The following is a 19,142-nucleotide window of genomic DNA, read 5'->3' as shown; positions in this document are numbered from 1 at the left end:
TCAGTACCGGATCCTTGGGTCGAAGAATGAATAAGAGACGTCAACCAGCAGGTTCACGAAGACATAGATGCCCGCTGTCAGCAGGATCATCGCTTGGATGACCGGATAGTCGCGGGCGAGGATCGCATCGACCGTTAGCCGCCCGATGCCGGGGATGTTGAACACGCTTTCGGTTACCACCACGCCCGAGATCAGCAGCGCAAACCCGGTGCCGATGATCGTCAGGATCGGCACGGCCGCATTGCGCAGCGCATGGCGGAACAGCACGACATTCTCACGCACGCCCTTGGCGCGGGCGGTGCGGATGTAGTCTTCGCCCAAGACTTCGAGCATCGAAGCGCGGGTCATCCGGGCAATGAGCGCGACATAGATCGTGGCCAGCGTGAGCGACGGCAGAATGGCGCGTGAGAAGAACGGGCCGATGCCTTCAGACGGCGCTTTGTAGCCCTGTACGGGCACCCACCGCAGCTCAATCGCGAAGATCTGGATCAGAATATAACCGATCACAAAGACCGGGACAGAAAAGCCCAGCACCGAAAAGGACATCACCAGAAAGTCGACCCAAGTGCGGTGCCGCCACGCGGCAATCACGCCCATCGGCACGGCCAGCAGGACCGAGATCGTGATGGTCATCAGCGCAATGTTGATGGTTGGCCCGAGCCGGTCACCCAGCATGCCCGCGACGGAGGTGTTGGACAGCAGTGACACGCCCAAGTCGCCACGCACCAATTGGCCGATCCACGTAAAGAATTGCGTCAGCAGCGGATCGTTCAGGCCCAGACGGTCGCGGATACGCTCCAACTGGGCGGGGGTGGCGGCGTCGCCAGCGAGGATCGCGGCGGGGTCGCCGGGGGTTAGACGCAGCAGCAAGAACACGAAGATGGCGACGATCAGCATCACCGGGATCGTGGCCAGCACGCGCTTCAGGATATAGACGAGCATGTTCCGGAAAGTCCCTTTCGGCGGAATGAAGGCAGGCCGCGCAGGTCGAACTGCGCGCGGAATTTATGGAAGGTGGAGAGCGCGACAGGCGCGCTCTCCAAGGGTCGGATTACTCCGCCTCTTTGGTCATGTTCCAGAAGACCGGCACCGGCGACGGGAGCATGTTCTGGATCGTGTTGCGGCGCGCCTGCGGGATCAGATATTCGCCCATCATGATGTAGTTGACGTTGTCCATGACGTGTTTCTGGATCTCGACGGCAACTTCCTTTTGGGCCTCCGGCCCTTCTGCCTTCATGAACTTCGCCCGCAGTTCTTCGACCTCAGGATCGTCCGGCCAGCCGAACCATGCCTCGTCACCACGTCCACTGACCATCACATTGGTGAGCGGGTCCGAAATTTCGGGCACCATCCAGTTGGTGAAGAACATGTTCCAGCCGCCCTCAGAAACCGGGCTTTGCTGGGCGCGGCGCTGCACGACCGACTGCCAGTCCATCGACTGCATATCGACCTCGAAACCCGCTTCGCGCAGAGCTTGGGCTGCGACAACCGGCTGGTTGATCAGGCTGATCACATCCGTCGGCGCCATCAACACGATCGGCGTGCCGTCATAGCCCGCCTCTTCTAGCAGTGCCTTTGCCTTTTCCGGGTCCGCGCCGCCGGTCACGATCTCTGCATCCGCTTCGTCACCCAAAGGCGTCGAACAGCCAAAGATCGCGCCGCAGACGTTATAGTAGGCCGGATCGCCCTGCATCGTTTGCAGCATGGATTCTTGATCCAATGCCGCCATGGCCGCCTGGCGGACCAGCTTGTTGTCAAAGGGCGGGTGCAGGTGGTTGGGCCGACCAATGGTGACATAGCCAAGATCATCGCGGGTCTCGACCGTTACTTCAGGGCTGGCGTCGAGGATCGGCAGCAGGTCAATCTGCACCTGCTCAAGGTAGTCGATCTCGCCCGCCGACAAAGCGTTAATCGCGGTCAGCGCGTCGGGCATCGTGGTCCAGACCACACGGTCGACGTTGACGACCTTGCCGCCCGCCATCCAAGAAGCTTCTTCGTCGCGTGGAACGTAGTCGTCGAATTTTTCATAAGTGACGTTCACGCCGGGCTCGTATTCGTCCTGATTAAAGACGAAGGGGCCGGAGCCGATATATTCGGTGATCGTCTCATCCGCCGAGGTTTCGGCCACGCGCTTGGGCATGATGAAGGGCGGCACAGCGGATTGTTTGGAAATCACCGAGAGCAGCGGCCCGAAGGGTTCAGTCAGGGTCCAAACAACGGTCTTTTCGTCGCTGGCTTCGAGGCTCTCGGTTACATCAAAAATCAGCTGCCCGCCGCCGTCGCGCTTGCCCCAGCGTTTGAGGGAGGCCACGACATCTTCGCCAGTGACCGGTGCGCCATCGTGGAACACCAGACCATCACGCAGGGTGAAGGTATAGGTCAGCCCGTCTTCGGAAACTTCCCAGCTCGCCATCTGCGGCTGCGGCTCGAAGTTTTCATCCACAGCGGTCAGGACGTCATAGATCATATAGCCGTGGTTTCGGGTGATATGGGCCGTGGTGATGACCGGGTCGAGCACCCGCAGGCCCGAGTGCATAACTGCGGTGATGGTGGTTTCACCGTCCTGCGCCGCGAGGCTGCCGGGCGCCAGCAATGCCGTCGTCGCGGCAAAAGCAGCGGCGAGGCCGCGGCTGTGTTTCAGTGCAGATCGTAAAGGTAGCATGTGAATTTCCCTTGTTGGTTCATGTCTTGGTTTTGTTATTGGGCCGCGGCAGACGCGCCGCCGCGGTCAGGACGTGCCGATGCGGCACGGTCAGTCCCGAAGCGGGGACCATCAGGAGACAGCCGAAGCCCTGCACGCAGACGCGTGAAGGGCAGATCGGCTGGATCAAGAGGCATCGGCCCCGGCGCGCAGGCCACGAGGATATCCCGCGCGATGGGGGCAAAGTCGGCCCGGAAATGGGTGGAGCTTTTTACGACAAGCACATCCATGTCTTCGGGCGTGACGCCTGCGAAACGGAACATCTCTCGGTCGGCCATCTGGGCGATGCGGCTGGTGACAACGACGCTTACACCGCCAATGCGCAGACAAGCCGAAGGGCCGAGGTCCAGTTCCGTGCCACCGTAGTACGGGCCGGTTGCGTGAAGCTTCCCATCTGACACATGCGCCACTGTGGCAGTGGTCTCAAAGGGCAAATCCCCCGGCACACTGGCATGGCCGCCAAGTGCGACCGTGATCTCAGCGCCTGCCCCCGCCGAGTGGGCCGCCTGTGCGGCGACGGGGTCAACGATTAAGCCGATCGCCGCGTTCGTCACCCCTATCCCGACCAAAGCGCGCAGCATTCCAGTCGTGGCCGACACGCCGCCCGCACCGGGGTTGTCTTGGGTGTCAGCGATGACAACCGGCCCGCTGCCCGGCCCCGCCGCGCGGGCCATTGCCTCGGCAACTGCCGCGTCGGGCGCGTAGGTCTGATGCTTCAGGAACTTTGGCGCTGCTGCTTCATAGGCAGCGGCGATCTTGTCGGCGGCAGCATCTGCGGCAACCTGCGATGTGGCGTAGGCAACTGCGACTGGGCCACAGTCTGGAATATCTGCGGCCGGAAAGCCCGTGAACAGGCTTGCGGAAAGCGCGCCCTCTGTTTCACAGGAGGCGACCGTTTCATAAAGCCCCTTCCCCGGCGCCATATCTGTCGATTGAAAGGGGATCGGCACGAGATAGGACATCTGGCGGAATGCCTTGGCAGGCCGGGTTCCGCTGCGCATGATCTGATCAAGCAACTGCGCGGCGGCAGCGCCGGTATCGGCCATATCCACATGGGGATAGGTCCTAAAACCTACCAACGCATCGACCTGCGCAACGAAGTCCTCGGAAATATTGCCGTGCAAGTCCAGCGCTGTCGTGATCGGCACCTCCGGCCCGACCTCCGCGCGCAGGCGGCGCAGCAATTCGCCTTCTCCGTCATCGACATGCTCGGCCACCATAGCGCCATGCAAATCGATGAAGACACCATCCAGCGGTCCTGCCTCGGCAATACCCGCAACGATTTCTTGCGCGATCTGCTCATAGGCGTCGCGCGTCACGTGAGCCGAAGGGATCGCGCCAGCCCAGAGGATCGGCACAACCTCCCACGCAGAATCCCGCGCGACGCGCAAAGCGCCAGCCATGCCGAGGTTCACCTGCGTAAAGGCGTCGGGCATCGCCGTACCGCGCACCATTGGAACATATCCGCCGCCCAAACAAAACGCCTCCATATCAGCCGGATGCGGCGCGAAGGTATTGGTTTCGTGTAAGAAACCGGCCATCGCCACTCTCAACCGCGGGGAATTTTGCACTCTAGGCTCCTTCACCTTGCCAGCGCGTCGCTGACGTTTCCGGCTGCCGTGTTAACCAAGGGGCATTACCGGCCAGCGCATCTTGCGTATCGCAGAGCGATATGGGCATATTGCACAGCAAGCCTAGGCAACATGTTAAAGATTCGTCAAGCCGGAGATCATCGTGAGCAATATTTTCCGCGCAGAGCCGCCGCAGACGCTGAATTCACAGGCAGAAGATGACCGCCTGTTCGTCCGTGCGGCAGGTCGTGCGATGCAGGTGCTGGGGGCGTTTCACAAAGCGACCGGGCCGCTCAGCCTGTCGAGCATCGCGTCCGCCGCGCAAATTGACCGCTCCGCCGCGCAACGGCTGGTGCATACCCTCATGCAAATGGGGCATATCCGGCGCAGCGCCGATGACCGCGGCTATCTTCCCGGTATCCGATTGCTTGACCACACGCTTGATCTGTTGCGGCTTGATCCCGTGGTGCAAAAGGCCACCCCGGTTTTGCTCGAACTGCGCAAATCTCTGCGCGAACGGGTGGACCTGAGCCTTTATGACGAAACCCGACTAATCTACGCCCTGCGGATGCAAAGCAAACGCGAGACGTTTTACGCGAGCCTCGTGGGACATAGCGTGCCAACCTATTGCACCGCCGGTGGCCGCGCCGTGCTGGCCAAACTGCCGGACAGTGCCGCGCGCGAAATCCTCGAACGCGCGCCCCTGCACGCCTTCACCACAAAGACGGAAACTGACCCCGGCGCAGTGATGCAAGCCATCGGCAAGGCGCGAGAGGACGGTTTTGCGATGGTCTGCGATGAATTCATCCAAGGCGAAGTGGCGATCGGCGTGGCTATCACGGACCGCAGCGGCGCCCCGCTCAGCGCAATCCACGTCGGCGGATCATTGTCAGAATGGACCCCGGACGCCTTTGTTGCCAAGGTCGCCCCCCTCGCAATCGAAGCCGCCAGCGCGATCATGGCGGGTTAATCAAATGACTGAGAGCGGCAAGCCGTGGCAGGTCAAAACTACTTGCCTTGCTATGTTTTTTCCTGTGAAGCTCGCGACATTAGGACTTAAGGCCCTGCCTTTGACGGGGGTAAAATAGAACGGAAGGAACCGGAATGACCGACAGCAAACCGCTCTGGCAATGGACTGCCAGCGAAATCTCAGCGGCAACCCGGGCAGGCACGATCTCGGCAACCGATGCCACCGAGGCGGCGATTGCGCGCATGGACGAGGTCAACCCGGCGCTGAATGCGGTGGTCGAAAACCTCGCTGATGAAGCACGGGCTGAGGCCGCTGCTCTGGATGCAAGCAGCGCGCCTAAAGGCGCCCTACACGGTGTTCCAGTCACGATCAAAATCAATGTCGATCAAAAGGGCCACCCGACCAGCAACGGTGTTCCAGCCTTCAAAGACCTCATCGCTCCCGAGGATGCGCCCTTGGTGCGCAATCTAAAAGATGCGGGTGCGATTGTGATCGGGCGCACCAACACGCCCGAATTCTCCTTTCGTGCAGATACGGACAACCCGCTCTACGGTCGCACCTATAATCCATGGGGCCGCCATCTTTCGGCGGGCGGTTCTTCCGGCGGGGCCGGATCGGCTGTCATGTCGGGGATCGGGGCACTTGCCCATGGCAATGACATCGGCGGCTCGCTGCGTTTCCCGGCGTCTGCCAATGGCGCCGTCACGGTAAAACCCGGACTGGGCCGAGTGCCGGCTTGGAACCCAAGTCAGAAAGCCGAACGTGGCTTTTTGGCGCAGTCCATGTCGGTGCAAGGGCTCATCACAAGGAATGCCGCTGATTTGCACCTGTCGATGCCCGCCCTGATCGCTGCAGACGCGCGCGACCCATTCCATGTGCCGCTTCCTTGGCGCGGCGCGCCGATCGAAGGCCCCATCCGCGTTGCAGTGACCCGCGAAGATTTCGGATTTGGCCTGCACAGCGACGTTGCCACCGCCCTCGACAAGGCAGCCTCCGCCCTGTCAAACGCAGGCTATGCTGTCGAAGAGGTAGACCCCCCGCTTGCCCGCGAAACAGGCGAAGTCGGTTACCGCGCGTTGCTGGGCGAAGTTCAGGCCCTCATGGGGGCAGATATCCGGACCCATGGGTCGGACGAAGTGAACAAAATCTTCGATGCCTATTACGCTGAATTCCCACCGTTCGAAGGCACAGAGCAACTCGAAATGATCGCCAAGCGCACCCATTACGCGCGCGAGTGGTCACTGTTTCTCGAAGACTACCCCTTGGTGTTAACCCCATTCCTGCTGGCCCCGTTCTTCACCGCGGGCCGCGATACGGAGGGACCAGAAGGCGTACGCGAGGTATTGGGAAGAGCGCATTGGTCGTTCGTAATGAACTTTACTGGCCTTCCCGCGGGCAATATCCCGACGCATATCGCCGAATTGCCGAGCGGTCCGCAGCCTATCGGAGTGCAAATCGCCGGGCGCAGGTGGCGCGAGGATCTAATCGTGGACGCAATGGAAGCGATAGAGAAGGAAATTCTCCCTGTGTGTTCGACACTGTGGGATATGCAGGGCTGATCTTGCAAGCGCCGGTTTGAACCACGACGGTCGAACCGAGGTTTTTGCCTTAAGCGCGGTTGATACATCAAATTTAACGGCCGGTCGTGTGTGGACGACCGGCCTCGTCAGTAGATGCATTTCCTACACATCAGGTAGCGAGATGAGTTCGACTTCAACTTCATGAGTCGGCAAAACAGTTTCGGTATCTCGGCTTAACAGAGTGAGTGGCCCACGCAGATTTTAGCTGCCGTTTAGCTAAGGCAGCAGAACTTTGACGCGCTTTATGCGGTCTTTGGACCAATCCTGGAGAATATTGACTTGAACGGACCGAGGTTAAGTCGGAAAGGCTTGCCAATTCAGTGCTTTGAAGGGGAATTGGCTCCGGCGGTAGGGTCCTAAGAAACAGGCCTCAACCTTCAGAATAATAACGAAAAAACGCCTAAGACCGCAGTATGACTCCGCGTGTGACAGTAAATGTGCCACGCTTGTGGCAGCTTCAGCAAGTGTTTTGTGAAAGTTCGCAGCGAGCGTGCAGATGCGCTTCCTTCTGCGGCCAAAGTGTAGGACCGCGCCGCCCGAAGCAGACGCCGCGGCCACAGTGTATCAAGTCAGGTCGATACGGATTTGTTCTGCGATTTGTTCCGCAGTGGTAAAGTTCTCGACAGTTGCCAAACGGGCCGACAATTCGCGAAGGCAATCGCGCAGCTCCCGCGCTGCCAAGCCGTCGACGTTCACGAACCATGCTACCTGCGGTGGCATGGTGTCACAGAGATCATCATGGACCTCATAGTAGGTCGTCGCATTCTCAATGATCTGATCGAAACGCTTTGCCAGTTCTTTGAGCAAACGATGCTCGCCTGGAGCGAAGATCGTCGAGTCCGCGATCCGGGATTCTACATTCAACACGTCTTGCAACGTCGCACCTTCGAGGGCCTTGGTCCCCTTGGCTTCACTGATAGCCTCGAGCGTCGCGACGGCCGCATCAAGTGCTTCTTCGACGTGGACGGTGAGTTGGTCTCTTTCAACACGACCTTTAAGCATATGCATTGCCCTCCTCTCGCTTGATCTGGCCAGACTGGTTCGCACACTCTTTTTGAAAAACGTGCCAGAGATCATCTGCCAGCAGCTTGATATCTTCGAAGTGCGAGGACGTAGGTTCAAAGGGACTGGCATAGACGACTTCTGACCCACGATGGGGACGGCCGTTCGTTGCAGTAAGCAGATGATGGAAAGCAACAATCTCCTTGTTCACTTGGCCGTGGAGAGAGCTCTGCGTTTGAAGAGTCTCAAACAACCGTTGCGCGCGTCGCAGCCAAGGCCGGCCTCCAATCATAAGTGCGGCATGTTGCAGCGCGGCTGAGTGTTCCTCGATAAAGTAGTGGACGCGCGTAGGTGCGCTGGGGATCTCGAACATATAGTTCTCCCGTTTGGTGCCCGCAGCAGGATGCCTTGGGTGACAAGCATGCCGACCTTTCTGGCGCTATCGAGAGCGAGGTGGCCGCCGACTGAGTGGCGCGAGATACAAAGCGTTCGGTCGAACACTTGCAGGTTTTTTGTCGGCAGAACTTATATTGGCTAAAAACCCAGAACCCGAAGCATTGAAGCGAAAAAATCGTAAGGTAATGATATATTTATATTATATCACCAACACATGAGCGCGCAGCACCTCTCACCTCGATCATGGCTCTGCACTGACGTTGAACGGTTCGGCTGCCGCAAGGCATGCAATATCAGCCAACATTTTGGCCTCGTCAGCTTTCAGGCGCCCCGTTCCGAAGCGGATATGGCCCGAAGCCGCAGGGGAAAAGCTCTCACGGGAACCGCTGAAATACCATGCGCCGCGAGAGTGATCAGCGCGAATGTCTCGGATTGGACGGGCATGAACAGGCAAAGTCCTCCGCCATCGACAACTTCTATGCCTCGACCTCGGAGTTCTGCCGCAGGCCCATTGCGCCGGGTCTGGTATATTTCGCCAGCTTTTGCGACAAGTGCTTGCGTCTCAGCATCACAATGCAACCAAGCTACGGCGGCTTGTAGTATTCGGCTTGTCCATCCTGCGCTGAAAGGGCGATACGACTGCACCTGTTCAACCAAATCTTCTGATGCTGACAGGACTGCCATCCGTAGGTCTGGACCATAGGACTTCGAGAATGACCGGATATGAATAGTCTGATCGGGAAAACGAATGCCCACTGATACTTGGAAGCGAAGATTTTTCACATTTTCTGCAACATAGGCCGGGATGCTTTGTTCGTCTGGGCAACGGAGAAAGGTCAGCGCCTTTGCATAATCCGGCCTATGATTTCGGTGATAAGAGCCTGACCACGGGTGCTGCATTCTGGACACGGCTGACGGAGAGGTTCTTGACCGAGAACGCAGGCGGCGAAACTTAGCCACTGGTCCATATTAGCGACACATCATTGCCAGCATCAGGATCACTATCGCCTCCCCGTGGAGGCAGCTAATTTCTGAGTATATTTGTGGATGACGCCATCAGATCATTGGACGAGCCGATCAATATGATACTTTAGGATGAACGCTATAAGCGGCCGAACTATTGGTCCCGAGATAGATTTGAAAACGTTCAACATCCCGCACACTTTGTGTTACCAGCGAGCGTGGTTCGGCCCGCCATTTAAACAGACAATGGCAGCCAAAATTGCCCATAAGCATCAATGCTCTGTGCTACGATCTGACAACGCAGAAGTGTATTGAGATAGGAGCTTTGTTCACAGGTCTGCTGGCAATCTCCATGCCTCGGCTCACCGCACTCCTCCCCAATCTGTCTTGCGGCAAGTTCTTTCCTTCAGTGTTCCGTGACCCTGCCTTTTTGCTCTTCCAGTCATTACGCCATAGCGGCACTCGCCTTGAAGTAAACTTCTGATGCGCCAGACAGAATTACTGACCGGATCCGCTAATCTTACATAAGTTCAACTCGTTTTCAATTAGCCTCCGTTTCGGGAATCGATAATGCCGCGCCCCGCAGTTGTAGCTATCCGCAGGCCCACCTATAAGGACTGAACTAACTCAGCGACAAAAAAGCGTCTACTTCGCGACACTCGTAAGGTGGCAATGACAGAAATTATTATCGCGCGACGCCTAAATGGTGTCTGTGCTGACGGAAAACTAATCAGTTTAAAGCAAACTGACCTCTTTGGGAGGACGGAGCCGATCATTGTGCTCGGCGAAGCAGGGATGGGCAAGACTACACTGCTGGAAGAGATCGGCGAGCGAAGCGACTATAGGTTCATACATGCCAGACGTCTTGTCCGAGCACGCGACCCTTTGTGCCTACTCGGTGGCGCCACAACCTTCGTCATCGATGCGCTTGATGAGCTATCAGCTCAGGATGAAGGGGAAGCGGTAGACAAAGTTCTTGAAGCGCTCGAAAAATCTGGATGGCCCAACTTCATCCTGTCGTGCAGAGTTGCAGACTGGAGAAGCGCGACGAGCACTGAAGCGATAGCTGAATGCTATGCAGAAAGTCCCTTAGAGCTATTCTTACAGCCGATCGGGCGCGACGAAGCTAACAATTTACTCGTGCACGACGTAGGCAAGGAAAAAGCCGAGACGATTATAAGCCACTTTGAGGATCATGGACTCGACGGACTTTTTGGAAACCCACAAACACTAAAGCTGATTAGGGCAGTCTCAAATGAGAGAGAACTGCCCACTTCCAGGGCAGACCTATTTGAACTCTCGGCTAAGAAACTTTGGGCCGAGCACAGCAAGAAAAAAGCAGGCAATCACCTCTCCCGACTGACTGAGGAGCAGGCATTAAATGCCGCAGGGGCCGCGTTTGCCGCACTAATTTTGACGGGCAAACGAGCGGTGTCACGAATGCCCGTATTAGAAGTTGATGAAGACGATCTTCCTATCGCAGAGATTGATGACTTACTGACCGGGACCGATGTAAACGCGGTTCTTCAGAGCCGACTGCTTTCGAGTAGCATTGAGGGCAACCCCGATCGGTTTAGCTACACGCACAGAAGTGTGGGCGAATTTCTTGCCGCTCGCTGGCTGGCACTCTCAGCCGACACCGACAGGAAACGACGACGCCTCCTAAAGCTATTTCATGGGCATGGACTTGTTCCTGCGAACCTTCGCGGCGTGCACGCATGGCTTGCTCTGGACCCCCGTCTTGCAACGCAAGTCATTACTGCCGATCCAATGGGTGTAATCGAGTATGGCGACACGAATGATATTTCTGTCGAGCAAGCTCGGGCTCTGATCAATGCACTGTATGAGTTGAGTGAACGAGATCCGCGATATTATGATTTCCAAGAGACACATTCGCTGCGTGGCATCGCGAAACCGACTTTATCCCGAGAAATTAAAGAGTTGATAATAGATCAATCGACTCCGCTCCCTCTCAAGGCGATGCTCCTCCACTCTATCTCTGGATCACCTGTGGCGGATGAGCTTGCCGCCACACTCGAAAAATTGCTCATCAATCCAGACGTTACGTTCTATGAGCGACGCATAGCCGGAAACGCTCTGGTTCACCTTCAGCCAGTCGAAGTTGAGTGGGCTAAGATACTTGCGACACTCCATGACCAAGCTGATCAGAGTTCGCTTCGGCTTGCGCTCGAACTTCTGCCGGGAATAGGATTTTCTGGGCCTTCAGATCGCCAGATTGTAGAACTGATCGTTGCTTTCTGTGGCCTCAGCATATGCGAGTATCCTCGAAACGAGCAGGGACGCATTGGCGGCGTCCTGTGGGGTTTAGAAAAAAGACTCCCGGAAGAACGAATTGAACCAATCCTAAACATCCTCGCAGATTATCTTCAGGCCTTGCTTAGAGATGACTACGATCGGTATGGAGATTCTGATGTTTTCAACGTAATCTACACCTTGACTGAGAGACGCTTGGCTCTTGGAAATGTGGAATCGTTAACGCTATGGCGGTGGCTCTCATGTCTTCAAGGACGCCGCGGCTTTCGAGACAAATCTCAAAAAGTTATTTCGGAATGGATACGCGAAAACGATAAGGCACGGCGCACAATTTTACGGTCCGTGTTAATCGAGCAAGACGAACCAGAGACCGTTTGGATGAGGGGGTGGCGCCTTAGAGACCTTTTGGACGGCCTCTACCCCGACGAAGACGATATCGTCTACCTTTTGAGCACTCTCAATCCGCGGACAGAAGCCTCCGGTGACCGTTGGCAGGACTTAGTTCGCCTATGTTCGCATGATCAAGAGCGAGGCTTGAAAGTTCGCGAGGCGGCCATTCCTTTTGCTACTGAGGACGAGGGTCGCGAATTTCTTAGAAAATTGACAGATCCTGATATTCCTAAGTGGGAAGTCGAACAGGCTAAGCGCCAGAGAAAAGAGAAGGAGGAAAAAGAAGAGCAATGGGCCGAACATAGAGCCAGTTTCATGAAGAAGATTGATGATCTTCGGGAAGGGGAATACGCTGCAATAATAAATCCTGCACAAGCCTACTTAAATCTTTACTCGGATATGGGGGATGACGTCCCGGCGCATAAGCGTATTGAGGAGTGGCTGGGCCCCGAAATACAAAACGCAGCATTCCAAGGTTTCGAGGCCTACCTATCAGAGAGCGGATCAAAGCCGACTGCGGTTGAGATCGCCGATAGTTACGCGCAGAACAAACACTGGCCGGCAGCATATATATTCGTGGCAGCGGCCGCTGAGCGAGTTCGCAAAGAGATCCCCCTCGATAACCTTTCTGACGACCGACTGCTCGCCATTCTGCTTGAAATTCGCTTTACCCATATCTCGGACCTCAGCGGCATCGACGATGTAGCTGAAATCATCGAGGCAGAAATTTGCAATCGTCCAGGACTCTGGGAGAAATTCTGGCGGCTGCGGATCGAACCTCAACTGGCAAGCCAGAAAGAACATCCTGACGGATTGCATCAGTTAGCCGGTGATACCGAGAGATCGAGTTTGGCGGTAGACCTCGCCATCGACTGGCTCGACCGCTTCCCGCAGATGTCTCACCAAGCAGAAGTCGAACTAATCGACTGTTTGATCACCTACGGCAAGTTTCAGGAGCTTAAACACTTTGCAAGAACGCGCCGAAAAGCTGAAGGCATGGTCGATGAGCGCCGCGCTGAGTGGGATGCTGTTGCTTTCCTCGTAGATTTTCAAAATGTGCATGGCCAGTTACAAAGCTCCCGCGCCGACGATCCAAATTTCCTATGGCGGTTGCGGTCGCGTTTTGGACGTCGGCATGACGAAAGAGCGCCAGCGCCCCTGTCGCCCGTCCAGTTGTCGTGGATAATCAGAAATTTCCGGAGAACGTGGAAATACGTTTCACATCCTGTGGGTTCGACCATGGGAAACACCAATGCGTGGGATGCAACTGAATATTTAACTTCGCTCATCAACCGCCTCGGCGGCCAAACTACATCTGATGCTGTCAGGGAGCTTTCTTCGCTACACGATGAAGCAAAGGATGGTTACACCGCTCATATAAAACGAACCCGAGCCGAACAGGCTCAGAAGGTAGTAGAAGAAAGCTTCACTCCTCCATCGATCACGGAGCTGAAAGCTATTTTGGTGGATGGCCCCCCACGTTCTATGGCTCAACTTCAGGCAGTCATGTGTGAAGAATTAGCGGTCATTCAAAAGAAAATCCGCTCACATCCGGTCGATTGGCATAAGGACTTTTATGAAAACGCAAATCCCAAAGACGAAGAGGCTTGTCGAGACACAATACTGAAGATGTTAGGCGATTACCCAAGTGGAATCTTGTGCGAACCGGAGGGCCACCTGGCTGATGACAAACGCGCAGATATTAAATGCACGATAGGCAATTTGATGCTGCCAATCGAGATCAAGGGGCAATGGCATAAAGATCTTTGGGGCGCTGCCGACACTCAATTGGATAGGCTCTACAGCGCCGACTGGCGAGCAGAACGGAGAGGTATCTACCTTGTGTTGTGGTTTGGCGCGAGGGTCCCGAAGAACAAGAAACTAAAAGGTCCCAAAAGAGGCCTCGACACCCCGTCAAGTGCGAGTGAATTACAAGACGCGCTCATCCAAAATAGCGAATGTGCCAAACAAGGTAACATTGAAGTAATCGTCGTAGACTTAGTTCGGCCCTGATCGAAGTGATGTTCCGGCAAGCACAATACGCAGTTTCGCGCAAACTGCCCAGCACCAGAGTTATTCTCCTAAAAGCCCTTCCCAGAGCCGGTCGGACAGAGCTTCTACGCGCTTTGGCCGCGACCATGGGTGGCTTAGACAGGATCATGAATTGTTCAGAACTTCTGTATTCGAAGCCTGAAGTGGCGTCCGATCTGGTCGAAAGAGCGGTGTTCGTTGATGGTGTCCATGAAGGCCAAGTCGACGAACTCGTTACCTTCATCCGCTCATGCTTGGCGTGCGAAGGATCATCCCCGAAATTTGTTCTCGTCCCGCGAGATCTGAAAGCAGAACAGCATCTAATTAGCGGATTGCTGGGGGTTATCTCACAAATTGAGCTGCCTCCGATCCAAGTTGCTGAACACCTTAAACACAGCAAGCCGCTACAGACCGCATCGAGCACAGTCCAGCATACTACGCCGCGTCCCACGTCAATTAACTCGCCGCCATGGAAGAAGGAAACTATATGGCTGCGCGGCGGCCTACCTGAAAGTCTCAATGCAGATAGCGACGGTCAAAGCTACGCATGGAGAAAGGAATATATCGAAAGCTTGGTTAAACAAGATTTCAGTGGTTGGGGAATCGATGCGAGTGACCGACTTCCCGATGTCTTGCAATGGATTGCTAACAACAATGGTGAGCAGTTCGATGATGCCAAGTGCGCGACCAGTCTTTCAGTGAAAAAAGAGAGCGTGAGGAGATCACTGGACCTCCTCGAACGAATTGGGTTGTTGAGGCGCTTAGAAAATTGGCCTGCCCGAAGCAACCAAAGCATGAGCAAACTCCCGGTATTCTACATCAGGGACAGTGGGTTGCTGCATGCAATGCTTGGCATAGACACACTCGCAAAACTTCGCGAAAGTGGTTCAATCGGCCATAGCTGGGAAGGTTTTTCGATAGAGGCTATTATCAATTCCATACCTCCTTCCGTGATCTCAGCATACTATCGAGATAGGGATCGAAATGAGATCGATCTTGTTCTCAATTCTCACGATGGTGAAGTTTATGCCATCGAGGTAAAGTTGAACGAACAAACCAAAGCCAAAAAAGGTTTTGGTCTTGGATGTGCCGTCATCGGAGCGACGAAGAAACTCGTCGTTCACTCTGGAGAAACCGATCAAACTTCAGAGGGCGGCGTTCCAAGGCTTACTCTGCCCTCAGCCTTGAAGTCGTTACCGCAAAGATCACATGACAAATAGTGTTGGCTGAAGGATGCTTACCGTTGCCTTCATCGGACCCCGACTGCTGAGCGCTTGTCGAAAGCTGAGTAAGTCTCGCTCAAACCTATTTGTGAACGTGATGTTGGAGCGGTCCGCTATAATGTTCGGATAGAAGCGGAAATTGCGGCGGTATGCGGATCTTGTTGAGGACGTCCGACCTACACCCCGTGCGGATGGTGGTTATGCGTTTTCAACACGCTTCGGAATTAAGGGAATTTGCGGCGATCGACAGCGGTTTGCGCCATCTCCGTCACCTGTTCGTCACAGATCGAACTCGACTTCAAAGCTACGTTGCCGCTCGATCATGTCAACGAATTCCTGCGCAGACGCCAGGCCCGTGGAGTGATCGTAGTGCCGCTGTGCTGTCTGCTCGTCGCGCTGTCCGAGCAAGGCCGTGGCGGCCCGCGCGCCGGATGCAAGATGCTCGCTCGCCTCAGTGGCGACATTGTCGCGCAACCGGTGGACGGAGATGCGGACACCTAAAGCGCGCTCTGTCAAATCGCCCGTAAGTCGGCCGATCTGAGCCTCGCTTATAGCTGCTCCACGGGCGTGCATGGACGGAAATAGAGAGGCTCCATCGTCAAACATTGGACGATAGTAATACCTGTATTCCTCCAGTGCTGAAGCGAGTTTTTGACTGGACAGGGTCCGGTCGAACGGGGCACCCGCCTTCTGATCCTCCGGCAACTTCAGCATGCGGGCCGGAAGGTGAATGTGCACCATTCCCTCCCCTGGGATCCTCAGCGTCCGACCGAATTCAAGCGCTGACAATGCTCGTGCGCGTTGTGGCAATGCTACCGCGACACTTAGAAGGATGCCGTTCCGAAAATCCTTCGCGGCGTGCAGGCCGCGAAGACGACGGGACCGGGCTTGCTGCATAAGGTCAAAGCCAAGATTATAGACCCGAGAAGCGCCAACGAGTTGGGCGCCTGTTTTCGTCGTGGAGCCAGCTTTTGCCGCGCGTTCACGCCAGTCGCAGGCCACAAACTCGCAGGCTTGCGAGGAGAACCCAGGCATGACGAGCTTGATCCCTGTAAGTATGCGGTTGATGTAATCGGATGCCGTTCTCACCGAAGCCTTTTTAGCCACTTCCCTTGCGTAGCCATCGAGAGTTTCACCGGTTGGCGACATCGGAAGGTCCCGCGCTCTGCAATACGCAACCCACCCGCGCAGCGCTCGGATGACGTTCTGTGTATGCGCGGCACTCCAGAGAACTTGTCCTTTTTTGCGGACGCCGGCTTCGGAAGCCTCGATCCGTTCAGCGAAATTTGCCTGCCATTGATCGGGGAGGTCGGAAAGGCGCATTTTTGCCATTTGCCATGATGTCCGACGTGGCGACTTTGGGGCCACCCGCGCCTCGCGCAGAACGTTGGCAAAATGGGCGCAGCGTTCAGCGCCCCACACCTCAGCGGCCACCTTCTGGACGTGGGCGAACTCCATCAAAGCAGGCGCACCTATCTGTTGCAGCCTGCCGCTGAGATGGCGCTTGAGGTCATCCTGCCCCGGAGGGGAGGAACCTGGGCCGGCGCTGCGAATGCGGGCCAATAGAGCGAGATGTTCATTCATGTCCTAAAGCTTTCCTTTGATTGCCTCGCGCCCTCAGGCGGCGGGGTGTCTGTCCAGTCGCGCGAGCCATTCGTCAAAAACGAGGCTCTCGTCGAGCTCGGCATAGTGATCGATGGTCGTCTGCAATTTCTTGTGCCCAAGGAGCCGTTGCACTTTTGGCAGGTTGTCGAGGCTGTCTTTCAGCCAGATCCAACCAATCAGGTGGCGATAGAGGTGCGGATTGATGCGAACGCCAACTTTTTGGTGCAAACGCTTTGTCACCCGATGGAGGAGACCTGCGTAGTAACCATTGACGTTGGTCTTTCCCTGTCCCGGAAAGAGATACGGGTTTGCTTTTTGGTTTGGGAGCAGCATCGCCGGGCGCACGGCCTCAAGATACGTTTTCATGAGCTTGCTCGCGGTCTTGCCAAGCTGAACTGTCAGATCAGCATCACCTGCACTTCGCATCTTTACTTCCGAAGAAGGGACCACGATACGAGCGCGGCCATCAGCCCATGCTATCCAGTCGAGGCGGGCACGTAGGACATTTGCACTGCGAGGGGCTCTTGCCAGCAAGATATCGTGGGCCAAGGTGGCCATGACATCTCGTCCGAGGTCAGGGTCGAGCACCTCGGCAGGCGTTGGAAGCACTCCGTTCTTTTTCTGCCAGGATTTACGTTTCGCCTTGATCGATGCATCTATGTCCGCAAGCAGCATCGCACTCAGGTCGATGGTCTGCTGAATGCGGATGTCATTAAACTGCCTGAGCTTGGACATGTTCCGCGGTGCGATGCCTTGGTAGTTCACCTTATGCAGCGCGATCGTATCATCGATTTCGCGGAGGTCCTCCGGCGGGCGGCAAAGATAGTCCCGGGCAATCTTGCGCGCCGTCTTGAGCACACTTGTGATGTAGCCACTGGGGTAATCGCCTTGGTTGGCCTCCTTGAGAGTTTCGGCGGCCACGTCCAAGAATTCGGGATCAGTAAGTTCGTCTATTGTCTCGGGCACAATGTCAGCCGACGAAGCAACAGCTTTCGCCAGCGACTTAATGTATCCGCGGCGAGTTTTTAGGGTTTCATCTTTCCAAGTATGCTTGCCGACCAGAAAACCCGCTTGGCGCAGCAACTCCGACCGGCTTGGTGCGTCCTGCCTGCTCGCATGGCCTGGTCGTCCAGCTTTCTCCTGCCGCATAACCCGCAGCTTGGCCTTCTTCATGCAGACTGTGCCGATGGCCTCTTCCTGATCCATTCGCGTAATGAACTCGGACCGGGTCAGACCGTCCCGAGATGCATGTCCCTGCGCCCATAGCGCCACCCTGGTGTCGAATTCTTCCATCAGCGGCGTAAGTATCTTGTCATCTACACCGAATTTGTCCCGTGCGTCGTCAAAGGGATGGCAAGCGGTCACGAAACCAAGGTGCGCTAACTTTGTTTCAGACGCGAGATGGCACAACAAAGTTGAGATCTCGCGAACCTGTTTCTCGCAACGTGCAGCGCTCTTTGATGATGTCTCGACGCGGTAGTTGTAAAAAGCCGCGAGGGTCGCAGTGGTGATCTCCTCCGGATCGATTCCCTCGTCGTGCAGAAAGACGAAAAACGGGCCGGAGGTGTATTTTGCCGAGCGTGGGAGGTCACTATTCTGGATGGCTTTGTAAGCTTCCTGATAGTGCCCGGCTATATCAGTGATTGAGCGTTTGCGCTCCCGCGGCCGGTTGAGCCCAACGACGTTCACGAGCGCCGAGCGGTAGGTTGCATAGCTTCCCGCGCTCAGGTTGAACCGTGCAGGCTCGTTGCTCTCGAAAAAGTCGATCACATCCTGCTTGCAGACTTGTTTCAGTTCGGGGGCCCACCCAGCATTTCGGCACAACCAACGGAGTTTTGAAACGAGACCGCTTTTTCCCTGGCGGCGGGCCTTTTCGATAAGGTCTGCATAGGTAACACGGGCAATCGATTGCGCTCCAAACAGGTCCGAGCCGGTTGCTGTAGACAGCGCCGAAAGTGTCGAGTGGCGCGGTCGAAGACCAGGAATGTTCAGGATGTCGCTGACGGCTTTCGGGTTCAGCCCGGCACGGAGAGACAACGCGCGCATGCTTTCGCCACTGGTTTCCAAGTAGTCGCGTAGGGTTTGGTCAAGTGTCATGGAGATTCCTTTTCAGAATGGCGGGGGATTTCGAGTTCGAGGTCCGGCCTCACAGGGGTAGGCCGGACCCGAAGCTCGAAGATCGCGAGCCACTCGTCCTTGATTGTCCAAGATTTCCCGAGCTTGGCAGCTTGAAGTCTGACAAGACCTTCGGGTGTCGGGCAGCCGTGGTTGATCCAGTCCCGGATCGTATGCGGGTCCCGATTGAAGATTTTGGCGACTTCGTTGGCGGTGTAATAAACAGGTTTTCTCATCGATATTCCTCCTTTGGGTTACGGAGGAATTAGGTTCCGGACGGCTTTCTCGGAAATTTCCGGAACAATTAAATTGGGCCTACGA

Annotated in this window: 14 protein-coding genes; 5 read left to right on the top strand and 9 right to left on the bottom strand. The window is 56.0% G+C overall.

Annotated elements, in window-relative coordinates:
• The 3 genes from BLS57_RS12655 to BLS57_RS12645 form a co-directional block, all read right to left on the bottom strand.
• On the bottom strand, window positions 1–942 hold the full coding sequence (locus BLS57_RS12655; RefSeq protein WP_093742869.1) for an ABC transporter permease: 942 nt from the start codon (window positions 940–942) through the stop codon (window positions 1–3).
• A 109-nt stretch (window positions 943–1,051) separates the two neighbouring features.
• Window positions 1,052–2,662, bottom strand: a complete 1,611-nt coding sequence (locus BLS57_RS12650) for an ABC transporter substrate-binding protein (protein ID WP_093742867.1) — start codon at window positions 2,660–2,662, stop codon at window positions 1,052–1,054.
• A gap of 35 nt (window positions 2,663–2,697) precedes the next feature.
• On the bottom strand, window positions 2,698–4,242 hold the full coding sequence (locus BLS57_RS12645) for a M81 family metallopeptidase (RefSeq protein ID WP_093743126.1): 1,545 nt from the start codon (window positions 4,240–4,242) through the stop codon (window positions 2,698–2,700).
• 193 nt (window positions 4,243–4,435) lie between these two features.
• Between BLS57_RS12645 and BLS57_RS12640 the strand changes: the two genes are divergently transcribed.
• Window positions 4,436–5,242, top strand: a complete 807-nt coding sequence (locus BLS57_RS12640; RefSeq protein WP_244153684.1) for an IclR family transcriptional regulator — start codon at window positions 4,436–4,438, stop codon at window positions 5,240–5,242.
• Between the two features lie 134 nt (window positions 5,243–5,376).
• Entirely contained in the window at window positions 5,377–6,801 is a 1,425-nt protein-coding gene (locus tag BLS57_RS12635; protein ID WP_093742865.1) for an amidase family protein, read from the top strand.
• 585 nt (window positions 6,802–7,386) lie between these two features.
• Here the strand turns inward: BLS57_RS12635 and BLS57_RS12630 are convergent.
• From BLS57_RS12630 to BLS57_RS20150, 3 genes are all read right to left on the bottom strand, one after another.
• The gene (locus BLS57_RS12630; protein ID WP_139186641.1) at window positions 7,387–7,830 is read right to left on the bottom strand and encodes a hypothetical protein; all 444 of its coding nucleotides are present in this window, start codon (window positions 7,828–7,830) and stop codon (window positions 7,387–7,389) included.
• Window positions 7,817–8,197 (bottom strand): hypothetical protein, encoded by a 381-nt coding sequence (locus BLS57_RS12625; RefSeq protein ID WP_093742861.1) that lies wholly within the window; start codon window positions 8,195–8,197, stop codon window positions 7,817–7,819. Before BLS57_RS12625 ends, BLS57_RS12630 begins: the two co-directional genes overlap by 14 nt.
• A 344-nt stretch (window positions 8,198–8,541) precedes the next feature.
• A complete protein-coding gene (locus BLS57_RS20150) occupies window positions 8,542–8,976 on the bottom strand; it encodes an aminotransferase class I/II-fold pyridoxal phosphate-dependent enzyme (protein WP_425274350.1) in 435 nt (144 codons plus the stop codon).
• On the opposite strand from BLS57_RS20150, the gene BLS57_RS20085 reads away from it, so the two are divergent.
• The 3 genes from BLS57_RS20085 (at window position 8,976) to BLS57_RS12605 (ending at window position 15,098) form a co-directional block, all read left to right on the top strand.
• Window positions 8,976–9,176 carry a M20/M25/M40 family metallo-hydrolase gene (locus tag BLS57_RS20085; RefSeq protein WP_341868838.1) on the top strand — a complete coding sequence of 67 codons (201 nt, stop codon included), beginning with the start codon at window positions 8,976–8,978 and terminating at the stop codon, window positions 9,174–9,176. The genes BLS57_RS20150 and BLS57_RS20085 overlap by 1 nt on opposite strands.
• A 679-nt stretch (window positions 9,177–9,855) precedes the next feature.
• Entirely contained in the window at window positions 9,856–13,860 is a 4,005-nt protein-coding gene (locus BLS57_RS12610) for an NACHT domain-containing protein (RefSeq protein WP_093742857.1), read from the top strand.
• Between the two features lie 113 nt (window positions 13,861–13,973).
• Window positions 13,974–15,098, top strand: a complete 1,125-nt coding sequence (locus BLS57_RS12605; RefSeq protein WP_167356429.1) for an ATP-binding protein — start codon at window positions 13,974–13,976, stop codon at window positions 15,096–15,098.
• A 282-nt stretch (window positions 15,099–15,380) separates the two neighbouring features.
• Here BLS57_RS12605 and BLS57_RS12600 read toward each other — a convergent pair whose 3' ends face one another.
• From BLS57_RS12600 to BLS57_RS12590, 3 genes are read right to left on the bottom strand one after another with little or no spacing between them, the layout of a single operon-like run.
• Complete coding sequence (locus BLS57_RS12600) at window positions 15,381–16,685, bottom strand: hypothetical protein (protein ID WP_093742853.1); 1,305 nt, start codon at window positions 16,683–16,685, stop codon at window positions 15,381–15,383.
• A gap of 33 nt (window positions 16,686–16,718) precedes the next feature.
• Window positions 16,719–18,803, bottom strand: a complete 2,085-nt coding sequence (locus BLS57_RS12595; RefSeq protein WP_093742851.1) for a site-specific integrase — start codon at window positions 18,801–18,803, stop codon at window positions 16,719–16,721.
• Window positions 18,800–19,057, bottom strand: a complete 258-nt coding sequence (locus BLS57_RS12590; protein WP_093742849.1) for a helix-turn-helix domain-containing protein — start codon at window positions 19,055–19,057, stop codon at window positions 18,800–18,802. The genes BLS57_RS12595 and BLS57_RS12590 overlap by 4 nt, the downstream gene beginning before the upstream one ends.
• Between the last annotated feature and the right edge of the window lie 85 nt (window positions 19,058–19,142).

The sequence above is a fragment of the Sulfitobacter delicatus genome (assembly GCF_900102535.1).
GTDB classification, from domain to species: Bacteria; Pseudomonadota; Alphaproteobacteria; order Rhodobacterales; family Rhodobacteraceae; genus Sulfitobacter; species Sulfitobacter delicatus.
Note: the sequence above shows the minus strand (reverse complement) of the source record. Positions and strands in the feature narration are given on the sequence as shown.

What these genes read in the sequence shown, in the direction of transcription:
- BLS57_RS12600 (WP_093742853.1), bottom strand. Translation starts at nt 16,685, where the DNA reads ATGAATGAACATCTCGCTCTATTGGCCCGCATTCGCAGCGCCGGCCCA.
- BLS57_RS12610 (WP_093742857.1), top strand. Translation starts at nt 9,856, where the DNA reads ATGACAGAAATTATTATCGCGCGACGCCTAAATGGTGTCTGTGCTGAC.
- BLS57_RS12590 (WP_093742849.1), bottom strand. Translation starts at nt 19,057, where the DNA reads ATGAGAAAACCTGTTTATTACACCGCCAACGAAGTCGCCAAAATCTTC.
- BLS57_RS12635 (WP_093742865.1), top strand. Translation starts at nt 5,377, where the DNA reads ATGACCGACAGCAAACCGCTCTGGCAATGGACTGCCAGCGAAATCTCA.
- BLS57_RS12655 (WP_093742869.1), bottom strand. Translation starts at nt 942, where the DNA reads ATGCTCGTCTATATCCTGAAGCGCGTGCTGGCCACGATCCCGGTGATG.
- BLS57_RS12645 (WP_093743126.1), bottom strand. Translation starts at nt 4,242, where the DNA reads ATGGCCGGTTTCTTACACGAAACCAATACCTTCGCGCCGCATCCGGCT.
- BLS57_RS12650 (WP_093742867.1), bottom strand. Translation starts at nt 2,662, where the DNA reads ATGCTACCTTTACGATCTGCACTGAAACACAGCCGCGGCCTCGCCGCT.
- BLS57_RS12625 (WP_093742861.1), bottom strand. Translation starts at nt 8,197, where the DNA reads ATGTTCGAGATCCCCAGCGCACCTACGCGCGTCCACTACTTTATCGAG.
- BLS57_RS12630 (WP_139186641.1), bottom strand. Translation starts at nt 7,830, where the DNA reads ATGCATATGCTTAAAGGTCGTGTTGAAAGAGACCAACTCACCGTCCAC.
- BLS57_RS12595 (WP_093742851.1), bottom strand. Translation starts at nt 18,803, where the DNA reads ATGACACTTGACCAAACCCTACGCGACTACTTGGAAACCAGTGGCGAA.